Origin of the sequence: Streptomyces synnematoformans (assembly GCF_039531005.1) — a bacterium.
Taxonomy (GTDB): domain Bacteria; phylum Actinomycetota; class Actinomycetes; order Streptomycetales; family Streptomycetaceae; genus Streptomyces; species Streptomyces synnematoformans.
Map to the genome: position 1 here is coordinate 1 of NZ_BAAAPF010000112.1, position 20533 is coordinate 20533.

13 protein-coding genes are annotated in these 20533 nt (G+C 71.0%); 3 read left to right on the top strand and 10 right to left on the bottom strand.

Features of this window, described 5'->3' with window-relative positions; genetic code table 11:
- Positions 1–101: 101 nt before the first annotated feature.
- The 3 genes from ABD317_RS17860 (at position 102) to ABD317_RS17870 (ending at position 3243) form a co-directional block, all read left to right on the top strand.
- Positions 102–407 carry a hypothetical protein gene (locus ABD317_RS17860; protein WP_051438644.1) on the top strand — a complete coding sequence of 102 codons (306 nt, stop codon included), beginning with the start codon at positions 102–104 and terminating at the stop codon, positions 405–407.
- Positions 408–723: 316 nt separating this feature from the next.
- Positions 724–1896 carry a ScyD/ScyE family protein gene (locus tag ABD317_RS17865; RefSeq protein WP_344290964.1) on the top strand — a complete coding sequence of 391 codons (1173 nt, stop codon included), beginning with the start codon at positions 724–726 and terminating at the stop codon, positions 1894–1896.
- 141 nt (positions 1897–2037) lie between these two features.
- On the top strand, positions 2038–3243 hold the full coding sequence (locus tag ABD317_RS17870) for a ScyD/ScyE family protein (RefSeq protein ID WP_344290965.1): 1206 nt from the start codon (positions 2038–2040) through the stop codon (positions 3241–3243).
- 217 nt (positions 3244–3460) lie between these two features.
- On the opposite strand, the gene ABD317_RS17875 is transcribed toward ABD317_RS17870, so the two are convergent.
- From ABD317_RS17875 to ABD317_RS17920, 10 genes are all read right to left on the bottom strand, one after another.
- The gene (locus ABD317_RS17875; protein WP_344290966.1) at positions 3461–5017 is read right to left on the bottom strand and encodes a DUF6851 domain-containing protein; all 1557 of its coding nucleotides are present in this window, start codon (positions 5015–5017) and stop codon (positions 3461–3463) included.
- Between the two features lie 121 nt (positions 5018–5138).
- Positions 5139–5792, bottom strand: a complete 654-nt coding sequence (locus tag ABD317_RS17880; RefSeq protein ID WP_344290967.1) for an undecaprenyl diphosphate synthase family protein — start codon at positions 5790–5792, stop codon at positions 5139–5141.
- Between the two features lie 145 nt (positions 5793–5937).
- On the bottom strand, positions 5938–7494 hold the full coding sequence (locus ABD317_RS17885) for a DUF6851 domain-containing protein (RefSeq protein ID WP_344290968.1): 1557 nt from the start codon (positions 7492–7494) through the stop codon (positions 5938–5940).
- Between the two features lie 142 nt (positions 7495–7636).
- Positions 7637–9157, bottom strand: a complete 1521-nt coding sequence (locus ABD317_RS17890) for an MFS transporter (RefSeq protein WP_344290969.1) — start codon at positions 9155–9157, stop codon at positions 7637–7639.
- Positions 9158–9301: 144 nt separating this feature from the next.
- Positions 9302–10873 (bottom strand): DUF6851 domain-containing protein, encoded by a 1572-nt coding sequence (locus ABD317_RS17895; protein ID WP_344290970.1) that lies wholly within the window; start codon positions 10871–10873, stop codon positions 9302–9304.
- Positions 10874–10942: 69 nt separating this feature from the next.
- On the bottom strand, positions 10943–11860 hold the full coding sequence (locus ABD317_RS17900) for an aromatic prenyltransferase (RefSeq protein ID WP_344290971.1): 918 nt from the start codon (positions 11858–11860) through the stop codon (positions 10943–10945).
- A 256-nt stretch (positions 11861–12116) separates the two neighbouring features.
- Positions 12117–13190 (bottom strand): methyltransferase, encoded by a 1074-nt coding sequence (locus tag ABD317_RS17905; RefSeq protein WP_425582385.1) that lies wholly within the window; start codon positions 13188–13190, stop codon positions 12117–12119.
- A 401-nt stretch (positions 13191–13591) separates the two neighbouring features.
- Positions 13592–13777 (bottom strand): hypothetical protein, encoded by a 186-nt coding sequence (locus ABD317_RS17910; RefSeq protein WP_344290973.1) that lies wholly within the window; start codon positions 13775–13777, stop codon positions 13592–13594.
- Complete coding sequence (locus tag ABD317_RS17915) at positions 13774–14154, bottom strand: hypothetical protein (protein WP_344290974.1); 381 nt, start codon at positions 14152–14154, stop codon at positions 13774–13776. Before ABD317_RS17915 ends, ABD317_RS17910 begins: the two co-directional genes overlap by 4 nt.
- 628 nt (positions 14155–14782) lie before the next feature.
- Positions 14783–20284, bottom strand: coding sequence for an ATP-binding protein (locus ABD317_RS17920; protein ID WP_344290975.1), 5502 nt, complete (start codon positions 20282–20284; stop codon positions 14783–14785).
- Between the last annotated feature and the right edge of the window lie 249 nt (positions 20285–20533).

Below are 20533 nucleotides of genomic sequence, written 5' to 3' on the forward strand. Positions count from 1 at the left end.
CGCGTCGAACTGTCCCGCATCCTCCACGACCGACTCCAAGAACAATCCTGAAACACGCCGCCGACACCCGGCGGCGCGCACGTTTACCAAGGAGATTCACCATGAGCATCCGCATGTTCCGTGCCAAGATCAAAGAAGACAAGGTCGAGACCGCGGAGAAGGCCGCGAAGGAGCTGTTCGCGGCGATCGAGGAGGCCAAGCCCGAGGGCGTGCGCTACTCCTGGTGCAAGCTTCCCGACGGGCAGACCTTCGTCCTGGTGGTGGACCTGGAGGACGACGAGAAGAACCCGCTTCTCACCATGCCCGCCTTCCAGGAGACGATGAACGGCCTGAAGAACGAGTGGATCTCGGAGCCGCTGCAGGCCGAGATGATGACCCAGGTCGGCACGTACCGCCTCTTCTACTGAGACGGCCGCCGCGCACCGGCGGATCCGGCTTCCCGCCGGGCGGTGCGCGGACGGCGCACGGGGGCTCGCACTCCCGGGATCGCGGTTCCGGGTCCGTACGTGAGCCATCGGCTCTGAGCCAGGCGGCCGCCGCCCACGCGGCGGGGACCGCCGCGGCTCGACGCCAGTCGTCAACGAAAGCCCCATCAAGGCGTGTGGCCGATGCTCATTGCGCCGGCGGCTGTTCCGGCATGCCGCCCGGTTGTGGCGAGGAGCTTCTCTCGACGCGTCTTGTCATGAGAGCAACAGAAATCCGACAACGGAGGATCAGGCGAAGATGCGTAGTCTGAAGAGGTTCCGCATGCCGCTCGCCGCCGCGGCGGCGGCGGCGCTCGCGGGTGTGGCGGCCGCGCCGTCGGGCCAGGTGGCCGCGGCGGAGAAGGGTTCCGGCACGCTGTCCGAAGACGCCCCGGTCGAGGTGGTGGCGGAGGGTCTGCACTCGCCCCGCGACCTGACCTGGTCGCCCGAGGGCCGGCTGCTCGTCTCGGAGGCGGGCGGCATCAAGCAGCTCTGCGACAGTGCCGACACGATGACGGCCAACTGCTTCAGCACCTCGGGTGCCATCACCGACGTCACCGACGGCGAGCCGGAGCGGATCGTCGAGGGCCTGGCGTCGAACGTGAACAACGCCGAGGTCGTCGGCCCGAACGCGATGGAGTACGTCGACGGCAAGCTGTACGTGCTGGAGGCCGGCCACAGCATCGGCCTGCCCGACTGGCTGCCCCGGGACCTGACCCGCGACCTCAAGCGGCAGTACGGCCGGGTGCTGCAGGTCAAGACGGACAAGTGGCACAAGAAGCACCGGGTCAGGCCGGTCGCCAACCCCGGCCTCGCCGGCTACCGGTGGATGACGGAGAACCCGGAGCTGACCAGCGAGGACCCGACGTCCAACCCCGTCTCGATGGCCGCGAAGCCGGGCGGCGGCTTCTACTACGTGGACGCGGCCGCGAACATCCTCGGCGAGATCGACCGCTGGGGCAACGTCGAGGTCCTCAAGTGGTTCCCGCGGGCCCCCAACGGCGCGGACGCCGTGCCCACCTGCGTCGACGTCGGCCCGGACGGTGCGGTGTACGCCGGCCAGCTGACCGGCTTCGGCAACACCGGCCAGAACGCGGCCAATGTCTACCGGTACGACCCGGACACCGGGGAGCTGGAGGTCTGGGAGAGCGGCTTCGCCACCATCTCCGGCTGCGGCTTCGGCGCCAACGGCGACTTCTACGTCACCCAGTTCGACACCACGGGCTTCCCGTCGCCCGGTGAGCCGCAGGGCGTCGTCACCCAGATAGCCAAGGACGGCACCCGCACCGAGCTGGGCCTCGGCGAACTCTTCGCCCCGCAGGGCTTCCTGGCCGGCCCCGACGGCTCGGTCTACGTCGCCAACAACAGCGTGTGGTACCCCGTCGGCACCACGAACCGCTGGGACCAGGGCGAGGTCGTCAAGATCGGCTGACGCCCGCCGCTGACCGCAGCGGAAAGGCTGTCGTCGGCCGGGGCGCCCCGGCCGACGGCTTCCTTGCCGCGGCGGCCGGCCTCGGCCGGCGCGTTGTCCCACACACAAGCTCACCCCACTTATCGAGGAGATGAGAGCCCGATGCGACGTCTCGCACGATGTCGGACGCTGCTCGCCGCCGCCGCGGCGACCACGCTCGCCGGTGTGGCAGCCGGATCCTCCGGACCGGTGGCCGCGGCCGCCGAGCACGGCAGAGGTTCGGGCACGCTCAGCAAGGATGCAGAGGTCGAGGTGGTCGCGGAGGGGCTGTACTCGCCGCGCTCCCTGGCCTGGGGCCCGCGGGGCCGGCTGCTGGTCTCCGAGACCGGCAAGCCGCCGCTGACGGCGCCTTCCGAGTGCAACATGGAATCCGAAGAGATCGTCGTCGAGATGAAGTGCTTCGGCTTCACCGGGTCGGTGGCCGACATCTCCTCCGGCAAGCCGAGGCGCATCGTGGAGAACCTGCCCTCGGCGCTCAACCTGCAGGACATGATCGGCCCGAACGGCCTGGCCTACAGCAAGGGCCGCCTCTACACCCTGCAGGCGGGCGCCCCGCAGGCCATCCCGGACGACGAGTGGCTGTCCGACGGCCTGCGGAACAAGATCAAGCCCGTGGCCGGCACCCTGATGGACGTCACCAACCCCTACCGGCCCCGGGTGGTGGCCCGGCCGGGGGAGGCCAGTTACGACTACATCAAGGAGAACCCGGACCCCACGCCGGACTTCGACGTGGCGAACCCGTACTCGCTGATACCCAGGAAGCGCGGCGGCTTCTACTACGTGGACGCGGCCGCGAACGTGCTCGGGAAGATCGACCGGTGGGGCCGCACCGAGATCCTCACCGGCTTCCCGCCCAGTGAGGCCGGCTCCGACGCCGTGCCCACCTGCGTCGCCGAGGGCCGCGACCGCGCGGTCTACGTCGGTACGCTGACCGGCCACGGCAACACCGGCGAGGAGGGCGCCAAGGCCGCCAAGGTCTACCGCTACGAGCCGTGGAGCGGTGACCTGGAGGTCTGGCAGGAGGGCTTCAGCGCCATCACGGGCTGCGGCTTCGGCAAGAAGGGCGACTTCTACGTCACCCAGGCCACCTCGTCCGGCTTCCTGCCGTCGCCCGACGACGAGGGCGGCAGCGTCATCCAGATCGCCAGGGACGGCACCCGCACGGAGCTGGCCAAGGGCGAGCTGTTCTTCCCGCACGGCTTCCTGGCGGGCCGCGACGGCTCGATCTACGTGACCAACAAGTGCCTGTGGTGGCCTCCGGGCACCACCGGTGACTGGGACGGCGGCGAGGTCATCAAGATCGGCTGAGCCGGCGACCGGACGACCCCCGGGGCCGGGCTGCGGCTGCGGAGCCGGGGCCCGGCCCCGCGGCATGTCCGGCGACGACCGCCGCCGGGGCGCCGGCCGCGGCGGGCGCGGCACGACCGCGCCCGCCACGCGAGAAGCAGAAAACGGGCGGGGAGGGCGCGGTGCTGCGCGTCCTGCCCGGCCGGACCGGGTCGCGGGCCGGTGCCCGCGTGCGGGGTCAGTCTCCGACCTCGCCCTTGATGTACCGCTGCGCGTGCTCGTACGCGAGGTCGCCGAACTGCGTGCCGAACTCCATGGACCTCTCGACGGTCGTCTTGAAGTGCACCCCGGCCCACACCCGGCTGTAGCCGCAGTCCTTCACGAAGTCGGTCCAGGTCGCGTAGTGCAGCTCCATGTCCTCGGCGGGGACCGTCCCGGGCTCCGTCAGCGTCCAGCCGGCGGGGATGGGATACGTCCAGTCCAGGCGGTCGTCGCCGAGGAAGCGCCGGGCCGCCTGCGCCTCGGCGGCGCACAGCGTCGTGGAGCCGGACGGGTAGTCGGGGTGGTCGCCCACGGGGAGGTAGCTGGTCCACTCGTTGCCGGGCATGTCGTGGACGGTCCCGACGCCCGGTCCTCCCCAGGAGGACACCCTGCGCCTGCCGTACACGTGGTGGACGGCGGTGAACGGCCGCGGGGCCTGGTACTTGACCTTGTAGTGCCAGGCGGCGATCAGGTCCTCCAGCTGCGCCAGCGAACTGGTGTATATCAGGTGGACCCAGTCGTCCAGGTCCAGGTCGTGGCCGATCGCCGCGGCCTTGGTCGACTGGCCGACGCCCAGGAACTTGTTGTCGAAGAACTCGCTCTTCACCTTCTGCTCTTCGGTGAGCGAGGCGGAGGCCTCCAGGACCTCGTCCACCGATCGCCTGTAACGGCGCCGGTTGGTGTGGTCGAGGTGGTCCGGCGGTGCGAGGGGGAACTGGGCCGGGTGCCGGTAGGTCTCCGGCCTGACCAGCCGCAGCTGCGGCGTGACGAAGTGCTGGACGACGAAGATGCCCTTGTCGCCCGGGCCGCCGCCGACCCGGCGGCGGTGCGGGTGGCGGGCAGGCTGCCACCTGGACGGGTTGACGATCTTGTACGCGGTGTTCTCCGGCTCGAAGTCCGTGTAGTCCTCGTAGGGCTGGCCGTGGTACTTGCGGCCCTCGTCGCCGAGGATGTTCATGCCGTCGTGGGCCCTCGCTCTGAGCACGCCCTTGCCGGCCCTGTTGCCGATGCCGACGGGGCTGGCCGGGTCCATGGACCCGTCGTCGGGGTCCAGCCCGAGCGTGGTCATCAGCTGCCGGTAGGCCGGCACCCGCTCCTTGAACACCTCGCGGAACACCTGGTACGAGGCGTACAGCGCGGCGATGTTCCTGTTGCGGTTGGTGGCGGACTCGCTGGCGGGGCGGCGGGGCGTCCGGGTGTGTACCCCGACCGCGGTCGGGTGGTACGGCGCCAGCGCGTCGAACCACGCGGTCATGGTGAGGTGGGTGAGGTAGACGAGGACGGTCGCGTCCATCGGGCCGAGGGGTTCCTCGGTCTGGTTGGCCGGCGTGCTGAGCAGGTCCCGGTGGAAGTTGCCGGTGTCGAAGTCGAACTCGACGGCGGCCTCCGGCTCCGCCGCCGGGCCGGCTGCCTGGCTCGCGCCGGCCGTGCCGGTGTGCCCGAGGGACGCCAGCGCCGCGGTGGAGGCGCCGCCGAGCAGCAGCGATCTGCGCCGTGGTGAGAAGCCTGCGGATGAGGAATGTCCGGACGTCATCGTGTTGTTTTCCCTTGTCCTTGACGGAGGATGCCTGGGCCGCCCCCGGCGGGGTCCCCGATCGGGACCCCGCCCGGGAGGCCGGGACCGGCCTGACCCACCCGGTTGTCCGAGCGGTGGCCTACGCCGGGTAGTTCCCGTAGCGCCGTTCCCGCCGCCGGAGGTCCCCCAGCGCGGTGTCGTAGTCGGCCCGCGTCATGTCGGGGAACAGGACGGGGGAGAAGTGCAGCTCGGCGTACGGCGACAGCAGCGGGAAGAAGGACGACATCCGGATCGCCCCGCCCGTGCGGATGAGGAAGTCGACCTGCTGCGGCACGTACGCGTTCTCGGCCAGGATCTCCTCGGTCAGCTCCGGGATCTTCCCGTTGAGCTTGTTGAAGATCTGGACGACCTCCTTGGTGAGGGACATGCCCATGATGTAGTGCAGCGTGAAACCCGACGTCTTGTTCGACTTGTCCCGCAGTTCCTCCAGCTCGGTGAGGTACTGCTGGGGCACCAGGTCGAGCGACCCGGAGAAGTCGAAGCCGCAGTTGTCGTGGGTGCGCTGCACCACGTCGTTGAACGCGACGAGGAACGTCGTCACCGCCGGCTCGGGGCGGCTGAAGTTCGCGGCGGAGGAGGTCGTGATGTACAGGGTCTTGATGCCGTCCTCCCTGGCCCAGCCCATGAACTCGACCAGCTTGTCCGCCATCGCCTTGTAGCCGTCGTCGAGGGAGACGCCGTTGTTCTTGGACCAGCGGCGCATTCCGTCCGGCAGCAACATTAAGTTGGTCACAGTCATCTCCTTGAGTGTGGTGATCAGTTGACCCGGAGGTGGGTTCTGCATCCGGGCGGTGTACCCCGGGCCGCGGTACGGCCGGAGGTCAGGGGACCGGCGGTGCCCCGTGGGCCCGCCGGGGACGGAGCCGACGCCGCGGGGTTCAGTCCTCGGCGTCGCCCTCGATGTGCCGCCGCACGAACTCGTGGGCCCGGTCGCCGAACTGCGTGCCGAAGTCCACGGACGCCTCGGCCGTCTTCCGGAAGTTCACGCCGGCCCAGACCCGGCTCATGGCGGCGTCCCGGACGAAGTCGGTCCAGGCGGCGTAGTTCAGCTCGGTGTCGGCGGCGGGGACCAGCCCGGGCTCCGTCAGCCCCGAGCCCGCCTCGAAGGTGTACGACCACTCCAGGACGTCGTCGCCGAGGAAGCGCCGCGCCCCCTGCGCCATGGCGGCGCACAGCGCCGTGGCGCCGGACGGGTACTCGGGGTGGTCGTTCACGGGGAGGTAACTGGTCCACTCGTCGGCGCGGAGGTCGTCGACCGTGCCCTTGCCGGGGCCGCCCCAGGCGCTGACCTTCTGCCTGCCGTACACGTGCCCGACCGCGCTGAACGGCCGGACGGCCGCGTACCTGTGCTTGTAGTGCCAGGCGGCGATCAGGCTGTCGAGCTGCGCCACCGAACTCGTCATGTACAGGTGCACCCAGCCGTCCAGGTCCAGGTCGTGGGCGAGCGCCGCGGCCCGCGTCGCGAGGAGGACGCCCTGGTAGTTGTTGCCGAAGAACTCCGCCTTCACCTTCTGCTCGTCGGTCAGCGCGGCGGAGGCGTCCAGGATCTCGTCCACCGCGCGCTTGTAGCGGCGCGGGTGGGTGTGGTCGGTGTGGCGGGGCGGCGCCAGCCCGAACCAGCGCGGGCTGCGGAAGGTGTGGCCCTCGACCAGCCGCAGCTGCGGGGTGGCGAACTGCTGGACGACGTAGATGCCCTTGTCGCCCGGGCCGCCGCCGACGCGCCGGGGGTGCGGGTGCCGGGCCGGCTGCCACCTCGACGGGTCGGACAGCCGGTACGCGGTGTTCACCGGCACGTAGCCGGTGTAGTCCTCGAAGGGCTGGCCGTGGTACTTCCGGTGCTCGTCGCCGAGGAAGTTCATGCCGTCCCGGACCCGGGCCCCGATGGCGGCCTTGCCGGCCAGGTTGCCGATGCCCGCCGCGGTGGCCGGGTCCTCCGACTCGTCGTCGGGGTCCAGGCCGACCGACTCCAGCAGCCCCCGCAGGATGTACGCCCGCTCCGCGTACGCGACCTTCACCACCTGGTACGTGGCGTACAGGCCGGCGGTGTTCTTGTTCCTGTTGGTGGCGGACTCGCCGGCGGGGCGGCGCGGTATCCGGGTGCGCACGCCGACCGCGGTGGGGTGGTAGGGCGCCAGCGCGTCGAACCAGCCGGTCTGCATGGCGTCCTGGACCCAGAAGATGATGTTGATGTCCGCGGGGGCGATGTCCTGCGTCTCCCCGCTGGAGTCGCCCGCCACGGTGAGCAGGTCGCGGACGAAGTTGCCGTTGTCGAGGTCGAAGACGGGCGGCGGCTCCGCCGCCGGGCCGGCGGGGTCGGCGGCGGCCGTGCCCGCGTGGCCCAGGGCGACCAGTGCGGCGGTCGACCCGCCGCCGAGCAGCAGCGATCTGCGCCGGGGTGAGAGGGCGGTGACGGATGAGCTTCCGGACGTCGTCATCATGCGTTCCTTCGCCTGTGGACGGGTGGTGCCGCTGGTCGGCCGGCGGTCTTTCCGGACAAGACGAAGCGGCCGGCGATGCCCGGGGTGTCCCGGTATCACCAGCCGCTCGGGCTGCGGCCGCGCGGCGCGCGGCGCGTCTTCAGGACTGTGCGGTCTTCGCCTCCTCGGACTTCTCCTCGGCGGCCTCGTCGTCCGTGGCGGGCAGCGGGCCGCCGCGCAGCAGCAGTCCGGCGATGACGGCGCCGACGGCGAAGAGGGCGGTGCACCACCAGAACACCGTGGTGTAGCCGTCGATCGCGGCGAGGTTGAGCTGCTCCGGCGTCGGCTGCGCCGACACGTTGTCCTCCAGCCAGTTGGTGGTGGCGGTGGCGGCGATGGTGTTGAGCAGCGCGGTGCCGACGGCGCCGCCGAGCTGCTGGCCGGTGTTCACGCACGCCGAGGCGATCCCCGCGTCCCTGGGGTCCACGCCGGAGGTGCCGGTGCGCAGCGCCGCGGCGTAGATGAGGCCCATGCCGAGACCGACCACCATGAGCGGGCCGAGCAGGTGCGTCGCGTAGCCCGAGTCCACCCCGATCGTGGTCAGCCAGGCCATGCCGAGCGCGCTGAGCAGCAGCCCGGAGGTGACCAGCGGCCTGGGACCGAACTTCGGCATCAGCCTGATCGCGCCCGCGCTGGCCCCCACGGTCGTGCAGACGACCATCGGCAGCAGCGCGGCACCCGAGGTGATGGCCGAGTAGTCCAGGTTGGTCTGCATGTAGTAGATCAGGAACAGCATGACGCCGAACATGCCCATCCCGACGAGCAGCACCGTGAAGTACGCGCCGCCGCGGTTGCGGTCGAGAAGGACCCGGGGCGGCAGCAGCGGATGCGAGGCGCGGGTCTGCCAGAGCGCGAAGAGGGCCAGGAGCACGCCGCCGAGCACGAGGACACCCCACGTCGAGGTGGTGTCCCAGCCCTCGTCCGCGGCGTTGGAGAAGCCGTACACCAGACAGAACATGCCGCCCGACCCCAGCAGCACGCCGGGGACGTCCAGCCGGGCGCCCGTCTTGGGCTCCCGCTTCATCAGCGTCGTGCCGCCGATGAACGCGACCGTAGCGAAGACCAGGTTGACGTACATGCAGAAGCGCCAGTTCAGGGCGGAGACCAGCGCACCGCCGAGGAGCAGCCCCAGCCCCGCGCCGCTGGCCGCGACCGCGCTGTAGATGCCGAAGGCCTTGGCCTTCTCCTTCGGATCGGTGAACGTGGTGGCCAGCAGGGCCAGACACGCGGGTGCCAGCATCGAGGCGAAGACACCCTGGCAGGCACGGGCCGTCACCAGCATCTCGAAGTTCGTCGCGGCACCGCCGACGGCGGACGCGACGGCGAAGCCGGTCAGCCCGGTGATGAAGCTTTCCTTGCGGCCGATGATGTCGGACAGCCGCCCGCTGAACAGCAGCAGGCCGCCGAACGGCAGCGCGTACGCGGTCACGATCCACTGCCGGTCGGCGTTCGAGAACTCCAGGTCGTCCTGTGCCGACGGCAGCGCGAGGTTCATCACGGTCAGATCGAGGCCGACCATGAGATAGGCAGTGCAAATGACGGCGAGGATCATCCACCGCCTCGGGTCCCCGACCGCCTCCGAGCCCGGCCCGCCGGCGGGGGCTGCGCTCCGTTCTTCCATGATTGTCTCCTGGTTCCATCAGTCGGAGTGAGGTGTCACCCCTAGGACGGGCCCGGCGGGCGGCGTGTGACATGGCGGTCGAACGGAACCGGCCAGACGGCGGGCGGCGGGCCGGGGCCGTGGCGCCCGCCGCCCGGCAGCGGCTCAGTCCTCGACCTCACCCCTGATGTGCTTCTGCACGAACTCGTGCGCCAGGTCGCCGAACTGCTCTCCGAAGGCCATGGACGTCTCGACGGTCTTGCGGAAGTGCACCCCGCCCCACACCCGGCTGCTCGCGCATTTGTTCGTGAAGTCGGTCCAGGTGGGGAAGTGCAGCTCGATGTCCTTCGCGGGGACCACGCCCGGCTCCGTCCGCGCCGAGCCGGCGGGGAAGGTGAACTTCCAGTCCAGCTCGTCGGAGCCGAAGTAGCGCCGGGCGCACTGGGACGCCGCGGCGCACAGCGTCGTGGAGCCGGACGGGTACTCCTGATGGTCGCCTACCGGCAGGTAGCTGGTCCACTCGTCGGCGGGCATGTCGTCGACCGTCCCCATGCCGGGGCCGCCCCAGGAGGTCACCCTGCGCCTGCCGTACACGTGCTGGATCACGGTGACCGGCCGCGCGGAGTCGTACTTGGTCTTCTCGTTCCAGACGGCGATCAGCGGATCGAACGTCGCCAGCAGGTGCTCCAGCACGAACTGTGCCCAGCCCTGCACGCCCAGCTCGCCGTTCTGGTCGTGCTTGCGGGCGATGACCAGGGCCGAGTGGCCGATGCCCCAGATCTTGTTGTCCATGACCTCCGCGATGGCCTTCTGCTCGTCGGTGAGCGCGGCCGACGCCTCCAGCACCTCGTCCGCGCTGCGCCGGAACGACCGGGGCCGGCGGTGGTCGATGTGCCGGGGCGGGGGGACGCGGAAGTCGCGCGGGTCGTCGTAGATGTGCGGCTTGACCAGCCGGAGCTGCGGGGTGACGAAGTGCTGGGCCACCCAGATGCCCAGGTCGCCGGGGCCGCCGCCGACGCGGCGGCCGTTGTGGGGCTGGAGCTGCGGCTGCCAGCGCGAGGGGTTGACCACGTCGAAGGGGGTGTTGACGGGCCGGTAGCCGGTGTAGTCCGCCCACGGCCTGGGGTTGTACCTGCGCCGGCCCTCGTAGCCGAGGAAGTTCATGCCGTCGGTCTTGCGGGCCTCGAAGACGGACCTGCCGGCTATGTTGCCGATGCCGACCGGGCTGGCCGGGTCCGTCGAGTCGTCGTCGGGGTCCAGGCCGATCGAGGCGATCAGGTCCCGCATGGGCTGCACCCGGCTCGGGATCACCTCCTTGACCAGCTGGTACTGGGAGTAGATGCAGGCGATGTTCATGTTCCGGTTGGTGGCGGACTCGCTGGCCGGGCGGCGGGGGATCCGGGAGTGCACACCGACCGCGGTCTCGTGGTACGGCGCCACCGCGTCGAACCAGCCGAGCCCCGTCAGGTGGTTGATCCAGAGGAACACGGTCACGTCCATCGGACCGAAGATCTCCGACGAGGGCGAGACGCCGGCGCCGTCGTCCTCGGGCTGGAACCACTCGATGTAGTTGTCCTTGTCCAGGTCGAACTCGGCCTGGGCGGCCTTGGCGCCGCCCTCGGCCGCGGCGGCCGTACCGGCGCCCAGGGAGGCCAGCGCCGCGGTCGAGGCGCCGCCGATGAGCAGCGACCTGCGCCGCGGTGCGAAGCCTGAGACAGGAGAATGTCCGGACGTCATGTGTCTTCCTTGTCCTTGAGAGGGGATTCCTTGCAGCCGACGCGGAATGAACCAGAGAAAGGGCGGACACTACGTCGGGTCTTTGTGGGTCTCCATCAACCGGACCGGTTCGTACCCGGCCGAGAGCTGGTAGTACGCACAGACGTCGATGAATTCCCCGTCGGGGAACCATTTGACACCGAAGAGGTTCATGCGCTCGCCGGCGTACGCGTACGGGGCGGACGTCGCGAACCGCGCGATGTGCGGCTCTATGGGAGCCGGAACCGCCGCCGGGTCCAGGCCCTTGCCCGGCGGCGGGGCGAAGGCGACCCGCACGATCCGCGAGGTGTCCCAGCTGAAGGTGATGTTGGCGCGCATCGACCTGCTGGCGAACTCCAGCATGCCCTCGTCCGCTTCGTGCAGCCCGATCTCGCGCAGCATGGACCGGAGTGCGCCCGGTTCCGGCCGGCCGTCGGGGGTGAACTGGAAGTACAGGTTCATCGTCCGGCGCTGGTAGTCGACCCCGACCATCGCCACCCTGTCCAGGCCGTAGCGGGCGAAGAGGCCGGCGTTGTCGGCCACGGCGCGCGGCACGGACGGGATCTCGGCCAGTCGGGCGGCCGGCTGCAGGTCCCGCGGGAAGTGCGCGTAGAGCTTCTTGAAGCCGCCGGTGACTCCGCAGTCGACGAAGTGCTCCCTGATCGCCCATCGCCCCTGCAGGTCCGAGAGCACGGAACCGACGGGGTGGTCCGTCTCGGTGACGAAGCCGTGCGACAGCGCCCGGGGGTAGGGGTCGCCGATCCCCGGCGGTGCGGTGAAGCTGTAGTCGAGTTCCCCCGCGTGGCGCCCGCCGGTCTGCAGGCTGAACACCATCAGGGCGTCCTCGATCGATTCTCCGAATGCGGTCAGAATCGGCCAGACATTGTCACGGGAGCAGGCCACCCCTACTAATCGGGCCGACTCCTCGATGGCCGAGTACACTTTCTCCAGCTCAGCCGTTCCGGACATACGTCCTCCACGTAGCCACTTGGGAGTTGGTCTCGGCAGGGAATCCGGAAGTGCTTTCACGGTGCCCGCGGTGAAGTGCCCGCGGTGGTCGCTGAGAAGAGTCCAGGCAAGAAGGCGGACTCCAGCGATGCAATCATATTTATAGGTTCTTCGCCGCTGGTCGTCAAGCCCTTCCGGCAGGGCGCCGACCCGGCGGGCGGCGCCGCCCGGTGTCCTGCCGCGGCCCGTGGCAGGACACCGGCGTCGGCCCGGTTGCTCACCCGGCCTTGGTCGCGCACAGGACGGCCGGAACCGGGATGACGTCTTTCGGTATCTCGGCGGTGTCCTTGGTGACCGCCTTGGTCACCTTGAACCCGCATTCCTCCAGCCAACTGCGGTATGTCGACATCTTCTGCGGCCCGCCCTGGCCCATGGTGCAGCCGATGAAGAAGGCCGGGAAGAAGTCGACGTTGTAGTTGTCGGTGTCCCGGAGGTCGTCGGGATACGCCGGCACCATGATGTTGACCTGTCCGCCGGCCGGCAGCGACCTGTTGACACCGGTCAGGATCCGGATCACGTCGTCCTTGTCGAACATGTCCAGGAAGTGCTTGATCAGCACGACGTCGAAGCCCTGGGGGATCTCCTCGAAGACATTGCCGCCGATGAACGAGCACTGTTCCGCCACGCCGTGCGCCCGGAAGTTCTCCAGGGCCTCCGCCTCCTTCTCCGGCAGGTCGAACGTCGTCACCCGCAGCCCGGGGGAGGACTTCATCTCGTAGGCGTGGACCGCCCCGAGGCCGGTGTTCCCGGCGAGGTCGAGCACCTGTGCCCCGGCGGGTATGTCGATGTTCCCGAAGAACCAGGGGTCGATGTTGGCGGTGACGTTGTCCATCAGCGTCGCCCAGGAGTCGCGGAGGTCCCGGTGCTCGGCCACGGCGTCGTACATGGTTCCCCCGGTGACGCCGTAGAACTCCCTGAGGCCGACGAGGGTTCCGGTCCGCGCGCTCTCGGTCAGGTAGAACAGCTGCCGCAGTGCCACGACCTTGATCATGTTCATGTAGGTGAGCGCACGCGTCAGGTCGCGCTCGGGCACGTCCCCGAGCGCGGCCAGGGTGTAGCCGCCGGAGTCCTCGTCACGCGCGACGAAGCCCTCCTTCACCAGTAAGAACAGCAGCTGTTCCACGGCGTCCGGCTTGGCGCCGGCGATCTCGCCCAGCTCGGTCGCGGTCATTCCGGGCCGGTCCCGCAGGGCGTCGATGACGCCGAGTTCGAAACAGGACAGCAGAGTCATGAACCGGGACGGTCCCACCATGTACTCGCGGAATCGCGCGAGAGTGGCTTCTGGTGTCATTGCACCGGCTCCCTTCGAGTCGGGGTCTTCCCGCCTTGGGGCCTTTCTGGGAATTCAGGGGTTTCTGCCATGCGTGGGCATGGGGAGGCCACTTCTTGGAGAACCTGCGGGGATTCTTCAGGGCGCACCGCCGGATCGGCAGACGGCCCGCCGCCTTCGCCGCGGTCGGCGGCAGTGATCCGCGCGGTGGGACGGTGGTGCGGGCGCCCTGCAAAGGCCGCACCCCTGCCACGCGAAGCCGCGGCGGGAACGGGCCCGCCGCGGTCCCGGGATCGTGTGAGAGGGGGGTCGCACCCGCCGCGGCTGCACGCCGTGCTGCAGCGAAAGGGCGGGCTCATGGCAGCAATTCTATTTATAGATTCTTCGCCGGAGGCCGTCAAGACCCGCCCGGCGCCGGATGCTCATGCCGAGTGCATCTGGTCGAGGGTGGTGGTGACGTCGTGGGGGTGGTAGTAGACGCGGCCGATCTGCTTGTAGCGGCGCCATTGGTGCAGGTGCGCGTAGCGGTAGACGGTGCCCTTGGGTATGCGCCAGATGCTGGCGATGTCGGCCGCCGTCAGGCCGGCGCTCACGGCTTGGTGCTTCATCTGACCTCTCTCTGCGCTTGCATCCGGCGGGCGAGTCTGGGCCACCACGTGACGGGCCACGTGTGAGCAGCGGAAACCGTGCAGACGATCTCGGAGGCCAGCGGGTCGCCGGGGGTGCGTAACTGGGCCACGAGAGTGCCGTCGCAGCCGACGTCCGGGCACCCGCCGAGGTGCACCCGGCGCACGCTGTCCGGGTCCGCGACACCGCGCGCCCTGCGGGAGAGTTCGTGGATCTCCTCGGCCAGGTCGCCGGCCGCCGGGTGCCGGGCCAGCCACTCGACATGCCGGTACAGGAAGCGGGCGAGGGCCGGCACGTCCCTGGCCGGGGAACGCAGTCGGCGTTCTTCGGCGACGAGGCCGGCCCAGGACGCTAACACCGTCCGGATGGCGGCCCGCACCTCGGCCGCGGCGGTGTTCATGGTGCCGGTAGCGGCGCTCTTCCTGGCGACCTTCCGCACCACCCGCACCACCTCCGGCTCCGCGCCCCTGTGGCAGTCGGCGTAGAGTGCGGGGAGATTCAGCAGACTCGTTTCCAGGCGGCGCCGGCACGGCGGGCACAGGGATTTTCCCCCGCCCGTCATTTCCGGTCTATTCGCCGTGCTTCCGGTGAACGTACTTCCGCATGACGGGACTCGACATGACTCGTGCCCTGTCAACATTCCCCCCTCCGTAAACGTCGGTGGAACGCTGGCGGGGTCACGATCGGTCGGCTCTGGGGACCGCGGGCCCGCCGTTCGGGAAACAGTCTGCAAGACGCGTGGCGGCCGTCAAGTGCGGTCGCCGTGCTCAGTTATTGTCAGTTTGGCGGGTCCGTGGCGGCCCCCGGCGCAACTTTCCCGGGCACTCGGCGTTCCGCAGGACGACGCCTGCCCGACACGAATGAGTTGCCCGCACCTGCGATATGCGACACGTGATGTCGGCAGAAGGCGTGACCGCGGGATTGCGGCTTTTCGGCGGGACCGGGACGGGGCGGCGCCCGCCCCGTCCCGGTCCCGCCGGCGGCCGTCACGCATCGCCGGCGAGCCCGCGCTCCACCGCCTCGATGATCCGCGGTCGCAGCTCCTCCGGGCGGATGATGGCGTCCACCGAGCCCACCCGCTGCGCGCGCTGGATCGAGTGCACGTTGTCGAACTCCGCGGCGACCTCCCCCAGCTTCTCCGCGCGCACCGCCGCCCACACGCTCTCCAGCCGGCCGGCGAGCTGCGCCCGTTCCCTGCCCGAGGCCGCGGAGATGCGGGCCTCCAGGTCCGCCACCCGCGAGTCGGCGGCGGTCCGGGCGTCGACGTCGGCGGCGAACACCACCGCCGCGGCCGGCGCACCGCCCAGCACCGAGGCGTACGAACCGTCCACCGCCAGCACCGTCATGCCCGGGTTCAGCGCCTTGGAGAACACCACGAACGCGCCGCCGTGATAACGCGAGATGACGCAGAACACGATCGGGCCGCGGAAGTTGACGATCGCCCGGCCGATCTCGGCGCCGTACTCCAGCTGGAGTTCGCGCATCGACTCCGGCGAGCCGTCGAACCCGGACAGGTTCGCCAGCACCACCAGCGGCCGGTTCCCGCTCGCCGCGTTGACCGCCCGCGCGACCTTCTTCGACGACCGCGGGAACAGCGTGCCCGCGGTGTACGCGTCCGGGCCGTCGGTGGGCGGGAAGCCGCGCCGCTGCACCGACCGCGACTCGATGCCCACCAGGCACACCGGCCGCCCGCCGAGGTGCACGTCCTGCACCACCGCGGTCTCCGCCTCGGCCATGTCCGCCCAGCGCTCCAGGACCGCGTGGTCCTGGTCGGCGAGCGCGCGCATCACCGTGCGGATGTCGAACGGCTTCTTGCGGTCCGGGTTGGTCGCGGCGGAGAAGATCTGCCCGACCGTGGTGAAGTCGCTGCCCTCGACGGTGTGCGGGTAGTCGCAGACGTCCCGGTCCACCGGGTCGGAGGTGACGGCCCGGCGCGGGCCGGCCTCGCCCGGCAGCACGTAGCTGTGGTCGTAGTGCGACAGCAGCACGTCGCGCGCGGCCTTCAGGTCCGGCGCCCAGTACTGCGCCTGCCCGTTCGGGCCCATCACGCGGTCGTAGCCGCCGATGCCGAAGTTGTCCTCGGCGGAGACGCCGCCGGAGAAGTCCAGCGACCGCTTGCCGGTCAGCACCATCGCCGAGTCCGGGGTCATCACGAGCACCCCCCGGGTGTGCATCAGCATCGTGGCCTCGGCGTTCCAGTACGGCTGCGCCCCGACGTTGACGCCGGCGACCACGACGTTGATCTCCCCGCCGTCCTGGGTGAAGTGCACGATGCGCCGCAGCGCCCGCGCGATCCAGTCCATGTTCTCGGTGCCCGAGTCCATCGCGATACGGGCGCCCGCGGACAGCGCGTACCACTCGACGGGCACGGCCAGCCGCTCCGCCAGGTCCAGCGCCGCGATCACCCGGGCGCACTCCGCCTCGGACAGCGCGCCCAGGGCCTTGACCGGGTCGCCGAGGAGCACGACGCGGGTCACGCCCTCCGGGTAGCGGTCGGTCGGCGTGGTGGCCACGCCGGCCACGATGCCGGCCTTGTTGAGGCCCTTGGGCCGCTGCACGGGGGCCAGCGCACCCGCGTCGTCGAGGTCGTGCTCGGTGAACGAGCCGCCCGCGCCGGCGATCATGTCGAACAGCTCGTACGGGTAGACCGTGCCGCGCCGCCGCACCCGCAGCACCTTCTGGCCGTAGTCGTCCAGCGGCTGGATCAGGTCGGTGGGCGGGTCGGTGACGTTGAGACTGACGCCCGCGGCCACGTCGTACGACACCTGCACCGCCGCCGGGACCAGCCCGCCGGTGCGCCGGTCGCGCCGGCAGCCGAGGAACAGCACCTCCTCCACGCCCAGGCCCGCGGTCGTCGGCAGCACGCGCCGGGCCACCGCGTTCAGTTCCGCGAGCGTCAGGTCGCTGGGCGGCCGGACGTTGATGAAGATGCGGTTGGTGTCCTGGCGCTTGCTCCCCGGGTTGCGGATCTGCTCCTTGCGGATCGCGTCCATGCAGGCGCCGAGCGCCGCCTCGACCTCGGGCAGCGCGAGGATGCGGCCCTCGTCGTCGCGCAGCGCCGTCAGGTCGCGGACCTGGGCCATCGCGACCAGCCGCTCGTCGGACCGGTTGTTCGGCGCGACGCAGCGCAGCAGGTACACGTCCTCGTTGGCGGACGGCAGCCGGGTGAGGTCGAAGTTGCGCAGCCGGCGCAGCAGCAGCCGGCGGCCGATGAGCGGGTGCATGCCGCGCATCAGCTTGTCCTCGACCAGGCCCTCCGCGGTCGGCAGGAACGTGAAGTGGTGCGGCGCGGCGCCGTTGCGGCCGGCGACCGTCGTGGTGATGCGGTGCAGGCCCGTGGGCAGGTCCGCGGCCGACAGGGTGGTGCGCAGCCCCGCGGCCATGCCGTCGGCGTCGGCCGGCGGGTCGGTCCAGGTGAGGTAGAACTCGGCGACGACGGCGGTGGCGTCCGGCTCGCCCGCCGCCGCCCCCGCCACGGTCGCCGCGGCGGCGGCCAGGTCGTCGTAGTCGGAGACGGTCACCAGCAGCCGGTGCGAGACGCCGTCCAGGTCGTACGCGCCGAGCACGAACGGGCGGCCGCCGATGGACTCGCAGCGCACGTCGGACAGCCCGTGGTCGCGGTACGCGCGCCGGCACAGCACCTCCAGCAGCGGGTCCGGCAGGGTGCCCGAGCGGTCGATGCGCTCGCCGAGCAGCTGCACCAGCGACTCGGAGCTGGCGGCCATGTCGGCGATGCGCTCCTCGCGGTCGGCCGCGTCCGGATGCTCGTCGAGACGGCTCAGGTGCTCCCGCACCTGCCCGTACACCTTCTCCCGGGCGCTGCGCAGCAGCGGCTGGGCGAACCAGCGGTACACCAGGCTCCGCGCGAGCGCGCCGACCGACGGGAAGCGCAGCTGCGTGGCGCGCAGCAGATGCTCCAGCGCCCGGCTCACCGCCTGCCGCGACCGGGCCGGTGGCGGCTCCTCGTTGAGCCACTGCTGGAGCAGCCCGGTGATCACCGCGACGTCGGTGCCCGCGGCCTGCCGGGCCAGGAAGATGCGGAAGACCGCCTCCTCCAGCGCGGGCGTACGGTCCAGGGAGTCGATGCCGTAGTGGCCCAGCACCCGGGTCAGGCGCTGCCGGAAGCCCTCCGAGAGGCCGGCCCGCTCGGCGTCGAGGCTCTGCAGATAGGTGTGGAAGTGCTCGCGCGGGCTGCGCACCCACGTCTCGGCCGGCAGCTCCTCGCGCTCCGGCTTGTTGCGGCTCAGCTCGGTGAGGTCGGCGAAGACCTCCAGCAGCCCGGCCTCGGCGGCCAGCGGCCGCTCCGCCAGCTCGGCGCGGACCGCGAGGTGTTCGGCCAGGGTGACGTCGGCGCCGCGCGGGTCGGCGTCGAAGCCGAGCAGCCGGCTGCGCAGCTCCGCCAGGCCGCGGTCGGTGCGCTGCCCGGGGGTCAGGCCGGCGGGCTCGGCGGGCAGGTCCAGGTCGACGCCGGCGGCGGTGGCGGTGCCGACGTCGTCCAGCGGCTCCAGCCGCACCAGCGGCGCGCCGGTCTCGACCTGGCTGCCGACGGAGACCAGCGACTCCTTGAGCGCCGCCCGGAACGGCGCGCGCAGGACCGTCTCCATCTTCATGCTCTCCAGCACCAGCACCGGCGCGCCCTCGTCGACCTCGTCGCCGACCGCGAGCGGGGTCGCGACCACCAGCGCCGGGGCGGGGGAGCGGACCACGCCGCCCTCGTCGCGGCTGATGCGGTGGGTCACGCCGTCGACCTCGACCAGCTGCACGGCGCCGTGGGCGCCGGTGACCAGCCGGAAGCGGCGGTCGTTGAGCTGGATCTGGCCGGTGTGCTCGTCGAACCGCTCCAGCGTCGCGTCGACCGTGCGCACGGTCTCCTCTGCGCTCCCGGTGACGAGGCCGGTGACGAAGCCGACGCGGTAGCGGCCGGGGCCGGTCTCCACGACGGTCAGCCGGTAGCCGGCGCCGCGCAGCGTCAGGTCCACGGGGCGGCCGCTCTCGTGGTGCACCTGCGGGCGGCCGCCGTACGCGGTGGTCAGCAGCCGCTGAAGCTCGGCCCGCTTCCCGTCCTCGTACGTCTCGATCGCCGCGGCGGCCAGCGCGACGCCGGAGTGCCGCGGCGACGCCAGCCCGCCTTCGGCCCGTACCCGGTCGATCCAGCCGGTGTCGGCGCGCGCGTCGATCACCTCGGGCTCGTCGAGCAGGTCGAGGATGAAGCTCTTGTTGGTGGTGCCGCCCTCGATCAGCACGGTCGTCTCGCGCATCGCGTGCCGCAGCCGGGCCAGCGCCTCGGCCCGGTCCCGGCCGTACGCGATGATCTTGGCGATCATCGAGTCGAAGTCGGCGGGGATGGAGTCGCCCTGGCTGACGCCGGTGTCGACCCGGACGCCCGGGCCCGTCGGCAGGTCGAGCAGGGCGATACGGCCCGGGGCGGGCGCGAAGTCGCGGTCGGGGTCCTCGGCGTTGAGCCGCGCCTCCACGGCGTGGCCCAGCTCGGCGGGCTGCTCGCCCGTCAGCCGGCCGCCGGCCGCCACGTGCAGCTGCGCCTTGACCAGGTCCATCCCGGTGGTGGCCTCGGTGACCGGGTGCTCCACCTGCAGCCGGGTGTTCACCTCCAGGAAGGCGAACATCCCGTCCTTCGGCTGGTACAGGAACTCCACCGTGCCCGCGCCGCGGTAGCCGACCGCCAGCGCCAGCCGCGCGGCCGACGCCTTCAGCCGCTCCACCTGCTCCGGACCCAGCAGCGGCGAGGACGACTCCTCCACCACCTTCTGGTTGCGGCGCTGCACCGAGCAGTCGCGTACGCCCAGCGCCCACACGCCGCCCTGACCGTCGGCGATGACCTGGACCTCGACGTGCCGGGCGTTCACCAGCAGCCGCTCCAGGAACACCGCGCCGTTGCCGAAGGCGCGCTTCGCCTCCTGGCTGGTGCGCTCGAACGCCTCGACCAGCTCGTCCGGCCGGTGCACGGCCCGCACGCCGCGGCCGCCGCCGCCGGCGGTCGCCTTGAGCATGAGCGGGTAGCCGATGCGCTCCGCCTCGCGCAGCGCGGTGTCCAGATCCTCGACGGGGCCGCGGCTCCACGGCGCGACGGGGACGCCGACCTCCTCGGCGAGCAGCTTGGCGCTGATCTTGTCGCCCAGCTTGTGCATCGCCTCGGCGTCGGGGCCGACGAAGGTCACGCCCAGCTTCGCGCACAGCTCGGCGAAGGCCGGGTCCTCGGCGACGAAGCCCCAGCCGACCCAGGCGGCGTCGGCGCCGGTCTCGACGAGGGCGCGCTCCAGCACGGCGAGGTCGAGGTAGGGGCGGTCCGCGGCCTTGCCGAGGTCGTAGGCGAGGTCCGCTTCCCGCACGAACGTGGCCGTGGCGTCGGCGTCGGTGTAGAGCGCCACGGTTTCGATCCGCGGTCCGCCGCCCGCGTTGAGTTCACCGACGGCCCGGATGAGCCGCATCGCGGCCTCTCCGCGGTTGATGATCGCAATACGGCTGAACACCGAGTCGAGCCTCCCAAGGTCAGGAACGGAATAAGGCGACGCCGTCGCCGCCCGTAGCCGTGAGTCGGTGCTTCACCCCATCGGACGAGTCGCGCTGCGGTGGCTGCTCACATGCCTGTCGGCGGGCGCGCCCGCGGCTGTTCCGCCGGCGCGCCCGCTGAACGGGGTGGGGCGGGGGTGGCCCGGCCCACGGATGTTTCAGGATTGTTCTTGGAGTCGGTCGTGGAGGATGCGGGACAGTTCGACGCG